Raw genomic sequence first — 14312 nt, 5'->3', positions numbered from 1 at the left:
GATCACCAGGCGCAGATTGGCCTCGATCATCTCCTTCTTGGCGCGGGTGGAATCCCGCTCGCCGCGCGACACGGTGGTATAGACGCGGCGGAATTCCTCGATCGGCAGCCCGCCCTCGGAGGCGACCTTGCCGATCTGCGCGCGCAGCTCGTTCACCTGCGGGGTGAATTTCTTCGCGAATTCCTTCCACCCCTTGCCCGGCAGCTCGCCGATGTCGTGCATCCAGTTCGGGTCCATCTCGCGGCCCCGGTAGTGCTGCAGGAACTCCTCGCGGGTGACCTTGGCGCTCTCGGCCAGGCGCAGGATCTGCCCTTCCAGCCCGTTCAGGCGCTGGTTCAGCACCTTCAGCTGCGCCACCAGCTCCTCGATGCGGTTGTTGTGCAGCCGCACCTGCTCGACCTTGGCCACCAGCTCGTCACGCAGCTTCTCATAGGTCTTTTCCGAGCGGGAATTGATGTCCCCGCCGGCGGTCAGGTTGTCGAGCCGCTTCTGCTGCAGCTTCGCCAGCTTGTCGTAGAGTTTTTCGATATCCTCGAAATGGGTGAAGATTTCCGGCTTGAGCTTTTCCTCCAGCGCCGCCAGCGACATGCCGGCGCCCTCGCCCTCCTCGTCCTCGTCGAGCTCCTCGGTGGCTTCGAACGCCTCCGTGGCGCCGGGCTCGCTGCCGGCCTCCATGGCTTCGAGGTCGATCACGTCGCGCAGCAGCACGCGGCCGTTGTTGAGCGCCTCATGCCAGGCGATGATGGCGCGGAAGGTCAGCGGGCTCTCGCAGAGGCCGCGGATCATCATGTCCCGCCCGGCCTCGATGCGCTTGGCGATGGCGATCTCGCCCTCGCGCGAGAGCAGCTCCACGGTGCCCATTTCGCGCAGATACATGCGCACCGGGTCGTCGGTGCGGCTGACCGAGCTTTCCGAGACGTTGCCGGCCGGGCTGTCCTCGTCGTCGGCGACCTCTTCCTTGGCCAGCGACGTGGCTTCCGGGTCCTCGCCCTCCTCGCTCTCCACCACCTGGATGCCCATCTCCGAGAGCATCGCCATGATGTCCTCGATCTGCTCCGAGGAATTCTGCTCCGCCGGCAGGACCGCGTTCAGCTCATCAAAGGTGATGTAGCCACGTTCCTTGCCCTTGGCGATCAGGCGTTTAACGGCGGCGGATTGGGTGTCCAGCACATTGGCGTCGGCCTCGACTTCCTGTGCGGGCTGTTCGGCGGCGGCGGTGGCGGGCTTCGTTGCCATGGTCAGGCGATACTCCGGGGAATTCGAAACAATGTATTATTTTAGGATACAAGAGATAGGCAATAAGCCGGGCGGATTTTAGTCAGCTGTCCACCGCGCCATACTCCCCTGCCATGGCCTGGCGGAGCAGCTCATTATACTTCACCAGTCGGGTCCAGGCGGCGTGATCGTCCTGATGCACCGACCAATAGCGCTGCTGCTCGTCGCGCTGGCTGCGCAACATGTCGATGCTGAAATCCATCAGAATGTACCAACTCCACCAGGTTTGCGCGACCTCTGCGGGGCTCGCCGCGGGATCGAGACGATGCTCTTCAGCGGCGGCCGCCACGATCTGCCTCGCCTCATCGGAAAGCCCAAGTTTGCCCAAGTGGGTGACCAGCCCGTCCGTGTCAAGGGTTTTTGTACCGCCCGCAAAACCACTTAGTGCCTCGCGCAGCCTGGAATAGCTCTCCGGCAAGGCGACACGGGCAAAAGCCTCCTCCACCTCGGGGATCAGCGCCGGGTGCATGAGCAAAACCGCCAGCAGCTGCCGGGCGCGGCGCAGGTTGGATTCCGGTCCGTCCGGAAGCGGCTGGCGGACGAAGGTCGGGGCTTTCGCCGGTTTCGCGCCCTTGCCGCCTTTGCTGCCGCGCTCGGCAAAAAACCGGTCGAGCAGCATCGAGCGGTATTCCCCGGCCAGGCCCTTGTCGGGAATGCGGTTGGCGGTGTCGACCAGGCGCTGACGGAAGGCGGCGCGGGCCTCGGGTGTGGCGGCGCGGCCGACCCCGTCGGCCAGCATGTCATAGAGGGCCGATGACAGCGGTTCCGCGGCGCCCAGCCGGGCCTTGAAGGCGGCCGCCCCCTCGCGCTTCACCAGGCTGTCGGGGTCGTCCTTTTCCGGCAGGCGCAAAAATTTCAGCGTGCGGTCCGGGGCCAGCCCCGCCAGCGCCATGTCCACCGTTTTCAGCGCCGCGCGGCGACCGGCCGCATCGGCGTCGAAGCAGATCACCGGGCTCGGCGTCAACCGCCAGATTTCTTCGAGATGCTCCTCGGTCAGCGCCGTGCCGAGCGGCGCCACCGCGCCGCGGAACCCGGCCTGCGCCAGGGCGATCGCGTCCATATAGCCTTCCACGACGATTAACGGCCCGCCTTTGCGCACCGCCTCACGGGCGACGTGCAGATTGTAGAGCGAGCGCCGCTTGGAAAAGGCCGCGGTCTCCGGGCCGTTCACGTATTTGGGCTGGCCGTCGCCCATGATCCGGCCGCCGAAGCTGATCTTGCTCCCGCGCCGGTCGGAGATGGGAAACATCACGCGCGAGAAAAACATATCCACCGAGCCGCGCTCGCCGCGCTTCATCAGCCCGGCCTCCACCAGCTGCTCCGGTATGATGCCCCGTCCGCGCAGTGCAGCCGCTAATGCGCCGCGTCCTTCGCCGGACCAGCCCAGGCCGAAGGCCTGGATCGTCGCGTCCGTCAGGCCGCGATTGCGCAGATAGTCCAGCGCCGGTTTTCCCTCCGGCGCCCAGAGCCAGTCCTGATAAACCTGCCCCGACGCCTCCAGCACCTCGGAAATGCCGGCGCGGCGCTGTTCCGCCTGCGCCGCCTGAGGGCTGGCTTTGGGCACCTCCAACCCGGCTTCCTGGGCCAGCGTTTCCACCGCTTCCATGAAGCCGGCGCCGGTCGACTTCATCACGAAGCTGATGACGTCGCCATGCTCGCCACAGCCGAAGCAGTGATAATGGTCGTCATAGACATAAAAAGACGGCGTCTTTTCCCCGTGGAACGGGCAGCAGCCTTTGGTCTCCCGCCCCGAACGGGCGAGCTTGACGGAACGGCCGATCACCGCGGCGATCGGCGTCCGTACCCGCAGCTCATCGAGGAAATTGGGCGGCAGGGCCATGGGTTAGGCGAGCGCCGCCTTCACCGCGGCGGAGGCGACCGACATGTCCAGCGCCGCACCATGCTTGGCCTTGAGCGCGCCGATCACCTTGCCCATGTCTTTCGCCCCGGCCGCGCCGGACGTCGCAATCGCTTCGATAATCGCCGCGTCGAGCGCATCGCCGCTCAGCGTCTGCGGCAGGAATTCCTCGATCACGGCGATTTCCGCCTCTTCCTTGGCGGCCAGCTCCTCGCGCCCGCCCTGGCGGTACAAGGAAACCGAGTCGCGGCGGGATTTGATCATCGAGCGCAGCATGGCGAGGATTTCGTCATCCGGCACGGCCTCGACGCCCTTCGGCCGGGCGGCGATGTCGGTATCCTTGAGCTTCGCCTGGATCATGCGCAGGGTCGAGGTTCGCTCGGCGTCGCGCGCCAGCATGGCGGTTTTCACAGCGGCGGTGATGGTGTCACGCAAACTCAATTTTCTGCTCCTCAAAAACACGGCAATAAGACCACGATGCGGCGATCAGCAACGGCCAGAGAAAGCAAAGCAGCCGCTTTTTGAAAAAAGCAGCGCAAAAACTTTTGTTATGCTGGGTCATGGGCGTTGTCGCAGACACAGCCCATGGCCCAGATTAACAAAGTTTTTTTGCTACTTTTTGTTCACAAAAAGTAGCCTTCCCTTGCGCTTGCCTCAGCCCGGAAAAAATTTCCGTCGCCTCCGAAAACGATTGAAGCCGGACAATTCTTCCCGTAAAGGTTTTTCATGCCCATTTCCATCGCCGATATTCTGCTCCGTCTCGGCGGCAACGACGCCGCCGCCACCCTGACCGGGGTCTCGCCCGAAGCCGTCCGCAAGTGGCGGAGCGGCAACGCCATTCCTTCCCGGCACTGGCCCGCCATTATGGCAGCAACCGGCCTTCGCATGGAAGAGTTGATTGGCACCTCCGCGCATACGGAAACCCCGCTAGGCGCCACGGCCTGCCTGGTTCTGGGCGATGGCAGCGTGTTCTGGGGGCGCGGTTTTGGCGCGCACGGCACCAGCCAGGCGGCCGAGCTCTGCTTTTCCACCGGCATGACCGGTTACCAGGAAACCCTCACCGACCCGTCCTTCGCCGGGCAGATCATCACCTTCACCTTCCCGCATATCGGCAATGTCGGCACCAATGCGGATGATGCCGAAGCGGTAAATATTTTCGCGCGCGGCCTGGTCATCAAGGAAGACATCACCGCGCCGTCGAATTACCGCTCGACCGCGCCGCTGCAGGCCTGGCTGCAAAAAATGGGCATTCCCGGCATCGCCGGCATCGACACCCGCGCCTTAACCCTGCGCATCCGCGATCTCGGTGCGCCCAACGCGGTGCTGTGCTATCCCACGGACGGAAAGTTCGACCTCGCCGCCCTGGCGCAGACCGCCGCCGCCTGGCCCGGGCTGGACGGCATGGATCTGGCCGCCGCGGTTTCCTGCACGCAGTCCTATGAATGGACCGGCGGCACCTGGAGCTGGGAGCATGGGTTCGCTCAACCAGCCGCGACCCGCACGGTGGTCGCGGTGGATTACGGGGCGAAGCGCAACATTCTCCGGAGTCTGGCTTCCGCTGGCTGCAAGGTCGTCGTGGTGCCCGCCACCGCCTCGGCCGAAGACATTCTGCGCCACCAGCCCGACGGCGTGTTCCTCTCCAACGGCCCCGGCGATCCGGCAGCGACCGCGGTTTACGCCGTTCCCGCCATTCAGGGCGTGATGGGAGCAGGAATACCGATTTTCGGCATCTGCCTCGGCCACCAGCTGCTGGCACACGCGCTCGGCGCGAAAACCTACAAGCTGGAACGCGGCCATCGCGGCGCCAACCAGCCGGTGAAAGACCTGAGCACCGGCAAGGTGGAAATCACCTCGCAGAATCACGGTTTCGCGGTGGACGAGAAGAGCCTGCCGGAAGGCGTCGAGGTGACGCATGTCTCGCTGTTCGACGGCTCGAATGAGGGCATCGCCTGCAAGGCCAAGCGCGTCTTCTCGGTGCAGTACCACCCCGAGGCCTCCCCGGGCCCGAGCGATTCAAGCTACTTGTTCAAGCGCTTCACAGAGATGATGGGATAAAAGATAGTATCTTTAGCCATCTATAGCTATTTTTTGCTATAAACAGCTAAACTTCCTATACATAACGCATGGATCCCGTACGCAACCCCTTCGCGCCAGGTGCCGGCACCCCCCCGCCCGAGTTGAGCGGCCGTTGGGAATTGATCGAGCAGGCGCGCATCGCGTTCGACCGGCTGAAGCTTGGCCGTCCGGTCCGAGGCCTCATTGCCGTCGGGTTGCGCGGCGTGGGTAAGACGGTGTTGCTGAACGAATTCCGCCTGATGGCGCAAGAGCGGCAATATTTTTGTCTCAGCCTGGAGGCGCACGAGGATAAGAGCCTGCCGCAGCTGCTCGTCCCCCCTTTGCGCCGTCTGCTGCTGGATCTGGACCGTCTTGGCGCGCTTTCAGAACATGCAAAGCGTGCCCTGCGCATCTTCAAAAGCTTCATGGGCAGCCTGCGCGTCAAATATGGTGACGCCGAGCTCACTTTGGATATCGATCCGGAAGCCGGTACCGCGGATAGCGGCGATTTAGAGGTCGATCTGCCGGAGCTCTTCACGGCGATCGGTAAGGCTGCCCAGGACCGCCAACAGCATGTCGTCCTGCTGATCGATGAGTTGCAATATCTCAGCGAAGCCGAAATGAGCGCGCTGATCATGTCCGTGCATCGCATCACCCAACTCGGCCTGCCGATCGTCATGTTCGGGGCTGGGCTGCCTCAGGTGGTGGCCATCATGGGGCGCTCGAAATCCTATGCCGAGCGGCTCTTCGACTTTCCCCAAGTTGGCGCGCTGAAAGCATCCGACAGTATCGACGCCATACAGAAACCCATTCAAACCGAAGGCGAGGAAATCGAGCCCGCCGCGCTCGACGAAATTCTGCTCTGGACACAAGGCTACCCGTTTTTCCTGCAGGAGTGGGGCTATCAGACCTGGAATTCCGCGAGCGCCTCTCCGATCGCCAAAGCCGATGTGCAAACCGCGACCCAAAAAGCCTTGAACAGGCTGGATGAAGGCTTTTTCAAGGTCCGTTTCGAGCGTCTCACGCCGCGTGAGCGTGAGTATGCGCGCGCCATGGCCTCTCTGCCGGGAGCGGGCCCTTACCGTTCGGCGGAAATCGCCCAGGCGCTCGGCGTCGCGTCCCAATCGATCGCGCCAACACGCAACAATCTCATCGCCAAGGGCATGGTCTATGCCCCTGCCCATGGCGATACCGCCTTTACCGTTCCGTTATTTGAACAATACCTGCGCCGCGTCCGGCCCGACTGATTGATAAGAGAGCACCATGCCCAAACGCACTGACATCAAGAGCATCATGATCATCGGCGCTGGGCCGATTGTCATCGGCCAGGCCTGCGAGTTCGACTATTCCGGCGCCCAGGCCTGCAAGGCACTGCGCGAGGAAGGCTACCGGGTCATTCTCGTCAACTCCAACCCGGCGACGATCATGACCGATCCGTCGCTGGCGGACGCCACCTATATCGAGCCGATCACGCCGGAGATGGTGGAGAAGATCATCATCCGCGAGAAGCCGGATGCGCTGCTGCCCACCATGGGCGGGCAGACCGCGCTGAACACGGCGATGGCGCTGGCGAAGAACGGCGTGCTGGAGCGCCTCGGCGTGGAGCTGATCGGCGCCAAGGCCGACGTCATCGACCGTGCCGAGGACCGCCTGAAATTCCGCGACGCGATGGCGGAGATCGGCATTGCCGGGCCGAAAAGCGCGATCGCGCATAACCGCGAGGAAGCGGCCGCGGCGCTGGAGTTGGTGGGCCTGCCGGCGGTGATCCGTCCCTCCTTCACGCTCGGCGGCACCGGCGGCGGCATCGCCTATAACCGCGAGGAATTCTTCGCGATCTGCGCCAGCGGCATCGACGCCTCGCCCACCAACGAGGTGCTGGTGGAAGAGTCCGTGCTCGGCTGGAAGGAATACGAGATGGAAGTGGTCCGCGATTCCGCGGATAACTGCATCATCGTCTGCTCCATCGAGAACATCGACCCGATGGGCGTGCATACCGGGGATTCCGTGACCGTCGCCCCGGCGCTGACGCTGACCGACAAGGAATTCCAGATCCTGCGTGACGCCTCCATCGCCTGCCTGCGGCGGATCGGCGTGGATACCGGCGGCTCGAACGTGCAGTTCGGCATCAACCCGGCCGATGGCCGCATGGTGGTGATCGAGATGAACCCGCGCGTGTCGCGTTCCTCGGCGCTGGCCTCGAAGGCCACCGGCTTCCCGATCGCCAAGATCGCGGCGAAGCTCGCCGTAGGCTACACGCTCGACGAGCTGCAAAATGACATCACCAAGGCGACCCCGGCGAGCTTCGAGCCGGTGATCGACTATGTGGTGATCAAGATCCCGCGCTTCACCTTCGAGAAATTCCCCGGCACCCCGGCGCTGCTCTCCACCTCGATGAAATCCGTGGGCGAGGCCATGGCGATCGGCCGCAATTTCGCCGAGGCGCTGCAAAAGGGCCTGCGCTCGCTGGAAACCGGCCTCTCCGGCCTCGACGAGATTCCGGCGCCGGGCGACGGCACGGCCGATGCGTTCAAGGCGGCCCTTTCGACCCCGCGGCCGGACCGGCTGCTGATGGCTGCCCAGGCTTTGCGCGCGGGCGTGTCGGTGGAGGATATTTTCGCCGCGTGCAAATTCGATCCCTGGTACCTGGGGCAGATGCAGACGATCATCGACGCCGAGAACGAGGTCAAAAAGAACGGCCTGCCGCGCGACGCGTTTTCGCTGCGCCGCCTCAAGGCTCTGGGCTTCGCCGACAAGCGCCTGGCCGAGCTTTGCGGCCAGAAGGAGAGCGCCGTCACCGCCGCGCGTTTAAAACTCGGCGTCACGCCGGTCTATAAGCGCATCGACACCTCGGCCGGCGAGTTCGCCTCCGAGGCCTCCTACATGTATGGCAGCTTCGAGGGCGGGTACGGCACGCCGGTCTGCGAATCCAACCCGACCGATCGGCGCAAAATCATCATCCTCGGCGGCGGCCCGAACCGCATCGGCCAGGGCATCGAGTTCGACTATTGCTGCGTGCACGCCGCCTACGCGCTGCGCGAGGCCGGGTTCGAGACCATCATGGTCAACTGCAACCCGGAAACCGTCTCCACCGATTACGACACCTCGGACCGGCTGTATTTCGAGCCGCTTTTCGCCGAGGACGTGATCTCGCTGATCCGCACCGAGCAGCAGAACGGCACGCTGCTCGGCTGCATCGTGCAATATGGCGGGCAGACGCCGCTGAAACTCAGCCAGGCGCTGGAAGAGGCGGGTATCCCGATCCTCGGCACCACCGCCGATGCGATCGACCTGGCGGAAGACCGTGAGCGCTTCCAGGTGCTGCTGCAGAAACTTGGCCTGCGCCAGCCGGAGAACGGCATCGCCCGCTCCACCGAGCAGGCCGAGGCGATCGCCGACCGCATCGGCTATCCGATCATCATCCGCCCCTCCTACGTGCTGGGCGGGCGCGCCATGGAGATCGTCTATGACCGCACCTCCCTCGCCCGCTACATGCGCGAAGCCGTGCGCGTCTCCGGCGACAATCCGGTGCTGATCGACCGCTACCTGAACGAGGCCTCCGAGGTGGACGTCGACTGCATCGCCGATGGCGAGACGGTCTATGTGGCTGGGGTGATGGAGCATATCGAGGAAGCCGGCATCCATTCAGGCGATTCCGCCTGCTCCATCCCGCCTTATTCGCTCTCCCCGGCGATCGTCGAGGAACTGCGCGCCCAGACCGTCGCCATGGCGAAAGCCATCGGCGTGGTCGGGCTGATGAACGTGCAATACGCGATCCAGGACGAGGCGATCTACGTGCTGGAGGTCAACCCCCGCGCCTCGCGCACCGTGCCGTTCGTGGCCAAGGCGACCGGCGTGCCGGTGGCGAAGATCGGTGCGCTGGTGATGGCCGGGCAGAAGCTGGCAAGCTTCAAGCTCGATGATTCGCTCTCCCCCCGCCATGTGGCGGTGAAGGAAGCGGTGTTCCCGTTTGCCCGCTTCCCCAATGTCGACACGATCCTCGGGCCGGAGATGAAATCCACCGGCGAGGTGATGGGGCTGGACACCAACTTCGCCCGCGCCTTCGCCAAGGCCCAGCTCGGCGCCGGCGTGACGCTGCCGCTCAAAGGCACGGTCTTCCTGTCGGTACGGGATTCCGACAAGACCGCCATCGTCCCGGTGGCGCGCCGCCTCGCCGAACTCGGCTTCTCGATCATGGCCACCACCGGCACCGCCAAGCTCATCACCGCCGCCGGCATTCCGGTGAAGCAGGTCAACAAGGTGCTGGAGGGGCGGCCGCATTGCGTGGACGCGATCCGCTCCGGCGACATCCAGCTGGTGGTCAACACCGCACGCGGCCCGCAAGCGGTGGCCGACAGCTACGACATCCGTCGCTCGGCTCTGACCCATGGCGTGCCGCATTTCACCACCATCTCGGCGGCACGGGCCGCGGCACACGCCATATCTGCCCTAATTTCAGGCAGTCTTGAAGTTGCTCCGCTTCAGTCGTACTTTGTACAACCATTCTGAACCCGACACCGGCGCGCCTTCCAGGGCGCCGGTGAGGGTTCTTTATGTTAACCCCAACCCCATCAGGGTTTCCCTGAGGAGAAGCAGTGCAGAAATTTCCGATGACCGCGTCCGGCCTTGCCTCGCTCGAGGAAGAGCTGCGCACTCTCAAGGCCCAGGAACGCCCGGCCATCATCCGCGCCATCGCGGAGGCGCGCAGCCATGGTGACCTGTCCGAGAATGCCGAATACCACGCCGCGCGTGAGCGTCAGTCCTTCGTGGAAGGCCGCATCGCCGAGCTTGAAGAGATCGTCTCCGCCGCCGAAGTCATCGACCCGGCCAGCCTGTCCGGCGACACCGTGAAATTCGGCGCGACGATCCACCTGATCGACGAGGATACCGAGCAGGAGGTCTGCTATCAGATCGTCGGCATGTACGAGGCCGATATCAAGCGGTCGCGCCTGTCGGTCACCTCGCCGCTGGCCAAGGCGCTGATCGCCAAGCGCGTCGGCGACACGGTGGCCGTGCCCGCCCCGGGCGGCGACCGCTCCTATGAAATCCTGAAAATCACCTACGGCTGAACCGTCACCCCCGCGCCGCCGAGGCGCGGGGACTTTCCCGGGGACTCATCCATGACTCACGCACATCACCGGGATACGAGCACAGGGCTCCGCCTGGCCGACATCGAAGCCGCCGCGAAACGGATCGAGGGCAGCATCCTGCGCTCGCCCTTCCTGCGCTCCGACGCGCTCTCCCGCCTCACCGGCGCGGAAATCTACCTGAAATACGACCATTTGCAGGCCACCGGCGCGTTCAAGGAACGCGGGGCCGCGAATCGCATCGCCCTGCTGAGTGCGGCCGAACGCCAGGCCGGCGTCATCGCCATGTCCGCCGGCAACCACGCCCAGGCGGTAGCGCGCCACGCCTCCCTGGCCGGCATCGCCGCCACCATCGTCATGCCCAAGCACACCCCGGCCACCAAGGTCACCCGCACCGCCGCCTGGGGCGCGAAAGTGGTGCTGCATGGCGAGACCCTGGCCGAAGCCGCCGCGCATGCGCATGAGCTGGCGAGCCGCGACGGGCTGTTCTTCCTGCACCCCTATGACGATCTCGGCGTGATGGCCGGCCAAGGCACAATGGCGCTGGAAATGCTCCAGGATGTGCCGGATCTGGACATGATGGCGATCGCGGCCGGCGGCGGCGGGCTGATCGCGGGCTGCGCCACCGTGGCGCGCGCGCTGCGGCCAGACCTGGAAATCATCGGCGTCGAGGTGGAAAACTATGCCGCCTTCGCCAAAGCGCTGGCCGGCAAGCCGATCGAAGTCGGCGGCCCGACCGTCGCCGAGGGCATCGCCGTGCGCGATATCGGCCAGCAGCCGCTCCGCGTGCTAAAGGCGCTGGATGTCGAAGTGCTGGTGGTCACCGAGCACGATGTCGAAGGCGCCATCGCCGCCCTGGTGGAGAACGCCAAGCAGGTCGCCGAGGGCGCCGGCGCCGTCGGCCTCGCCGCCGTGTTGGCCTTCCCCGACCGGTTCCGCGGCAAGAAAGTCGGCATCCCGATCTGCGGCGCCAACATCGATTCGCGCATCCTCGCCAACACGCTGATGCGCACACTGCTGCGCGACGGCCGCATCATGCGCGTCGTGCTGGAAATGCCGGACCGGCCGGGCATGCTGGCGGAAGTCGCCTCACGCATCGGCGCGCGCGGCGGCAACATCATCGAAGTCGCGCATCACCGCCTGTTCGCGTCTCCCTCCGTGCAGGATGCCCAGCTCGAGGTGATGATCGAAGCCCGCGACGCCGCTCATGGCGCGGCCATCGAGGCATCGCTTGCTGAAGTGTTCGTGCTAAAGCGGCTGTAAAAGCAAGGAAGTGGCCGCTTTTTAAAAAAAGCGGCGCAAAAATTTTTGGTCTATGCTGGGCCTGGGGCGTTGTCCCTGACAACGCCCCAGGCCCAGCATAACAAAGTTTTTTTGCTACTTTTTGTTCACAAAAAGTAGCCTTTCTTGCTTTAAGCCGTGTTCTTCAGCCGCTCCGCGAAAACCTTGCGCAGCTTCGCGATCTTCGGGTTGATCACCGCCTGGCAGTATCCTGCCAGCGGGTTACGGGCAAAATACTGGTCATGCTCGGGCTCGGCCCGCCAGAAGATCGGTGCCGGCAGCACCTCGGTGACGATGGGGTGTCCCCAAACCCCGGCGCGCTCGAATTCCGCGATCACCGTCCTGGCCTGCGCCTCCTGCGCCGGCGTCGTGCAGAAAATGACAGAACGGTATTGCGTGCCGACATCCGCCCCCTGGCGGTTCAGCGTCGTCGGATCATGGATGGTGAAGAACACCCGCAGCAGGTCCTCATAGGAGATCACCGCCGGGTCGAATGTCACCTCCACCACCTCGGCATGGCCGGTCGTCCCGGTGCAGATCTGCCTATAGGTTGGGTTTTCTGCGTGACCCCCGGCATAGCCTGACTGCACCGCGCTGACGCCCTGAAGTTCACTGAAGGCCGCTTCGGTGCACCAGAAGCAGCCGCCGCCCAGAATCGCCGTTTCCATTTATTTTGCTCCTTGTTCAACTCCGCCCAGCGCGCACAGCTGGGACCAATGCTCCGCACTCACCGGCGCCACCGAGAGCCGCGAGAGCCGCACCAGCGCCAGCTCATAGAATTTGGGATCGGCCTTGATCGCGGCAAGCTGAATCGGTTGCGGCACCGGCCTGACAGCCTGCATGTCCACGCACACCCAGTCACCGGCTTCGGCGGTCGGATCGGGGTAGGCCTCACGCGCCACGCGCACGATGCCCACGATCTCCTTGCCGATGTTCGAGTGATAAAAGAACGCCAGATCGCCTTCCTTCATCGCCTTGAGGTTGTTTTTCGCGCTGTGATTGCGTACCCCAGTCCAGGGTTCCACGCCGTTTTTCACCTGCTCGTCCCAGGAAAACGCGTCGGGTTCGGATTTGATGAGCCAGTAATTTGTCATGCCGTGAGTTTAGGCAGGCTTCTCAGAGAGAAGAAAGTAGCCGCTTTTTGAAAAAAGCGGCGCAAAAGCTTTTTCTATGCTGGGCTATGGGCGTTGTCGGCGACACCGCCCATAGCCCAGCATAGAAAAAGTTTTTTTGCTACTTTTTGTTCACAAAAAGTAGCCTTCCTCTTCTCTATCCGTTTCGCCATGACTTCAAATTTCCAGATCCATGCCATATCACTAATGTTATGAACGAGAACGTGCTGACAAACGGCCGCATCGGCAAAGCCGGTTCCTGGTTTCACCGCTTTGCCAATCCGGGGCGTTTCCTGCGTCTGGTGCAGCCGGCTTTGCCGTGGCTCACCGCCTTTTCCCTCATCCTCACCGTGACCGGCATCGTCTGGGGCTATGCCTTTGCGCCGGCCGACTGGCAGCAGGGCAACGCCGTGCGCATCATGTATGTGCATGTGCCCTCCGCCTGGGTAGGGATGGCCGGCTACGCGGCTCTCGCGGTCTGCTCGTTCTTCTCCATCATCTGGCGACACCCGCTCGCGGATCTCGCGGCGGAAGAAATCGGCCCGGTCGGCGCCGGGTTCACCTTCGTATGCCTGGTCTCGGGCTCGCTCTGGGGGCGGCCGGAATGGGGCGCCTATTGGGTGTGGGACGCGCGGCTGACCTCCATGCTGATCCTGTTCTTTCTCTATCTCGGCCATATCGCGCTGATCCGCGCTTTCGATAACCCGACCCATGGCCACCGCGCCGCCGCCATTCTGGCGCTGGTCGGCGCCATCAACCTGCCGATCATCGTGTTCTCGGTGCAATGGTGGAACACGCTGCACCAGGGCAACACCATCTCCTTCAGCGGCGGCTCAAAGATCTACATCACCATGCTCTACCCGCTGATCATCGCCACCCTCGGCTTCTATCTCTGCTTCGTGACCTTGGTCTGCGCGAGGATGTGCGCCGCCATCATGGAACGGCGCACACGCAGCCTGCTGCTCGCCGCCGCGGAGCGTCACTCGTGAACCTCGCCCCCTTCATCGACGGCAGCTACGGCGTCACGGTGCTGTTCCTGGCCGGCATCGGCACCCTCACCTTCGCCCGCTACCGCCGCGCCGTGCGCCGGCTGCGCGCGGTCGAGACACGCTGATGCGTGCGCGCAAAAAACGCCGGCTCTATCTGGTCCTCACCTGCGGCCTCTGCCTGTGCGCCGCCACGGGGCTGATGCTTGCCGCCTTCTCCTCGACCCTCACCTATTTTCTCAGCCCGCGTGCGGTGCTCGCCAAAGACCCGGCACCGGGCATGAGCTTCCGCCTCGGCGGCATCGTCCAGGTCGGCACCGTCATCACCCGCGTCGCCCCGGGCACCGACGCGCCCACCACCTCGTTCCGTGTCACCGACGGCCGGGCCTCGATCCCGGTGACCTTCACCGGCCTGCTGCCGGACCTGTTCCGCGAGGGCCAGGGCGTGGTGGCGATCGGCGCCATGACCGCCAACGGCACCTTCGCGGCCGACGAGGTTCTGGCCAAGCATGGCTCCGCATACATGCCCAAGGATGTGGAACAGGCGCTGAAGACCGCCGGCAAGTGGAACCCCAAATACGGACCGCCCCCGGCCGCCGACACCTGGAACACATTGCAAGTAAAGAGCACCAGCTCATGATCCCCGAACTCGGACATTTCG

Annotated in this window: 13 protein-coding genes; 8 read left to right on the top strand and 5 right to left on the bottom strand. The window is 64.1% G+C overall.

Annotated elements, in window-relative coordinates:
• From VGG47_RS01690 to VGG47_RS01680, 3 genes are all read right to left on the bottom strand, one after another.
• On the bottom strand, positions 1 to 1236 hold a 1236-nt coding region (locus tag VGG47_RS01690; protein WP_331535132.1), incomplete at its 3' end, for an RNA polymerase sigma factor region1.1 domain-containing protein.
• A gap of 82 nt (positions 1237 to 1318) precedes the next feature.
• The gene (dnaG, locus tag VGG47_RS01685; protein ID WP_331535131.1) at positions 1319 to 3115 is read right to left on the bottom strand and encodes a DNA primase; all 1797 of its coding nucleotides are present in this window, start codon (positions 3113 to 3115) and stop codon (positions 1319 to 1321) included.
• Between the two features lie 3 nt (positions 3116 to 3118).
• Positions 3119 to 3574, bottom strand: a complete 456-nt coding sequence (locus tag VGG47_RS01680; protein WP_331535130.1) for a GatB/YqeY domain-containing protein — start codon at positions 3572 to 3574, stop codon at positions 3119 to 3121.
• Positions 3575 to 3859: 285 nt separating this feature from the next.
• On the opposite strand from VGG47_RS01680, the gene carA reads away from it, so the two are divergent.
• The 5 genes from carA to VGG47_RS01655 all read left to right on the top strand — a co-directional run bounded on the left by carA (position 3860) and on the right by VGG47_RS01655 (position 11535).
• A complete protein-coding gene (carA, locus tag VGG47_RS01675; RefSeq protein ID WP_331535129.1) occupies positions 3860 to 5188 on the top strand; it encodes a glutamine-hydrolyzing carbamoyl-phosphate synthase small subunit in 1329 nt (442 codons plus the stop codon).
• 68 nt (positions 5189 to 5256) lie between these two features.
• On the top strand, positions 5257 to 6435 hold the full coding sequence (locus VGG47_RS01670) for an ATP-binding protein (protein WP_331535128.1): 1179 nt from the start codon (positions 5257 to 5259) through the stop codon (positions 6433 to 6435).
• A 16-nt stretch (positions 6436 to 6451) separates the two neighbouring features.
• Positions 6452 to 9694, top strand: coding sequence for a carbamoyl-phosphate synthase large subunit (gene carB / locus VGG47_RS01665; protein WP_331535127.1), 3243 nt, complete (start codon positions 6452 to 6454; stop codon positions 9692 to 9694).
• Between the two features lie 86 nt (positions 9695 to 9780).
• Positions 9781 to 10254, top strand: coding sequence for a transcription elongation factor GreA (gene greA, locus VGG47_RS01660; protein ID WP_331535126.1), 474 nt, complete (start codon positions 9781 to 9783; stop codon positions 10252 to 10254).
• Positions 10255 to 10305: 51 nt separating this feature from the next.
• Positions 10306 to 11535, top strand: coding sequence for a threonine ammonia-lyase (locus tag VGG47_RS01655; protein WP_331535125.1), 1230 nt, complete (start codon positions 10306 to 10308; stop codon positions 11533 to 11535).
• 149 nt (positions 11536 to 11684) lie between these two features.
• Here the strand turns inward: VGG47_RS01655 and msrA are convergent, their stop codons facing one another.
• The gene (gene msrA, locus VGG47_RS01650; protein ID WP_331535124.1) at positions 11685 to 12221 is read right to left on the bottom strand and encodes a peptide-methionine (S)-S-oxide reductase MsrA; all 537 of its coding nucleotides are present in this window, start codon (positions 12219 to 12221) and stop codon (positions 11685 to 11687) included.
• A complete protein-coding gene (locus VGG47_RS01645) occupies positions 12222 to 12647 on the bottom strand; it encodes an EVE domain-containing protein (RefSeq protein ID WP_331535123.1) in 426 nt (141 codons plus the stop codon).
• Positions 12648 to 12877: 230 nt separating this feature from the next.
• On the opposite strand from VGG47_RS01645, the gene VGG47_RS01640 reads away from it, so the two are divergent.
• From VGG47_RS01640 to ccmE, 3 genes are read left to right on the top strand one after another with little or no spacing between them, the layout of a single operon-like run.
• Positions 12878 to 13654: a heme ABC transporter permease gene (locus tag VGG47_RS01640; RefSeq protein ID WP_331535122.1), complete on the top strand. Its 777-nt coding sequence runs from the start codon at positions 12878 to 12880 to the stop codon at positions 13652 to 13654.
• The gene (gene ccmD, locus VGG47_RS01635; RefSeq protein ID WP_331535121.1) at positions 13651 to 13779 is read left to right on the top strand and encodes a heme exporter protein CcmD; all 129 of its coding nucleotides are present in this window, start codon (positions 13651 to 13653) and stop codon (positions 13777 to 13779) included. The genes VGG47_RS01640 and ccmD overlap by 4 nt, the downstream gene beginning before the upstream one ends.
• On the top strand, positions 13779 to 14291 hold the full coding sequence (gene ccmE, locus VGG47_RS01630; RefSeq protein ID WP_331535120.1) for a cytochrome c maturation protein CcmE: 513 nt from the start codon (positions 13779 to 13781) through the stop codon (positions 14289 to 14291). Before ccmD ends, ccmE begins: the two co-directional genes overlap by 1 nt.
• Positions 14292 to 14312 lie beyond the last annotated feature (21 nt).

The organism is Acidocella sp. (assembly GCF_036489515.1).
GTDB lineage: Bacteria > Pseudomonadota > Alphaproteobacteria > Acetobacterales > Acetobacteraceae > Acidocella.
This window is presented reverse-complemented; position numbering and strand designations above follow the sequence as displayed.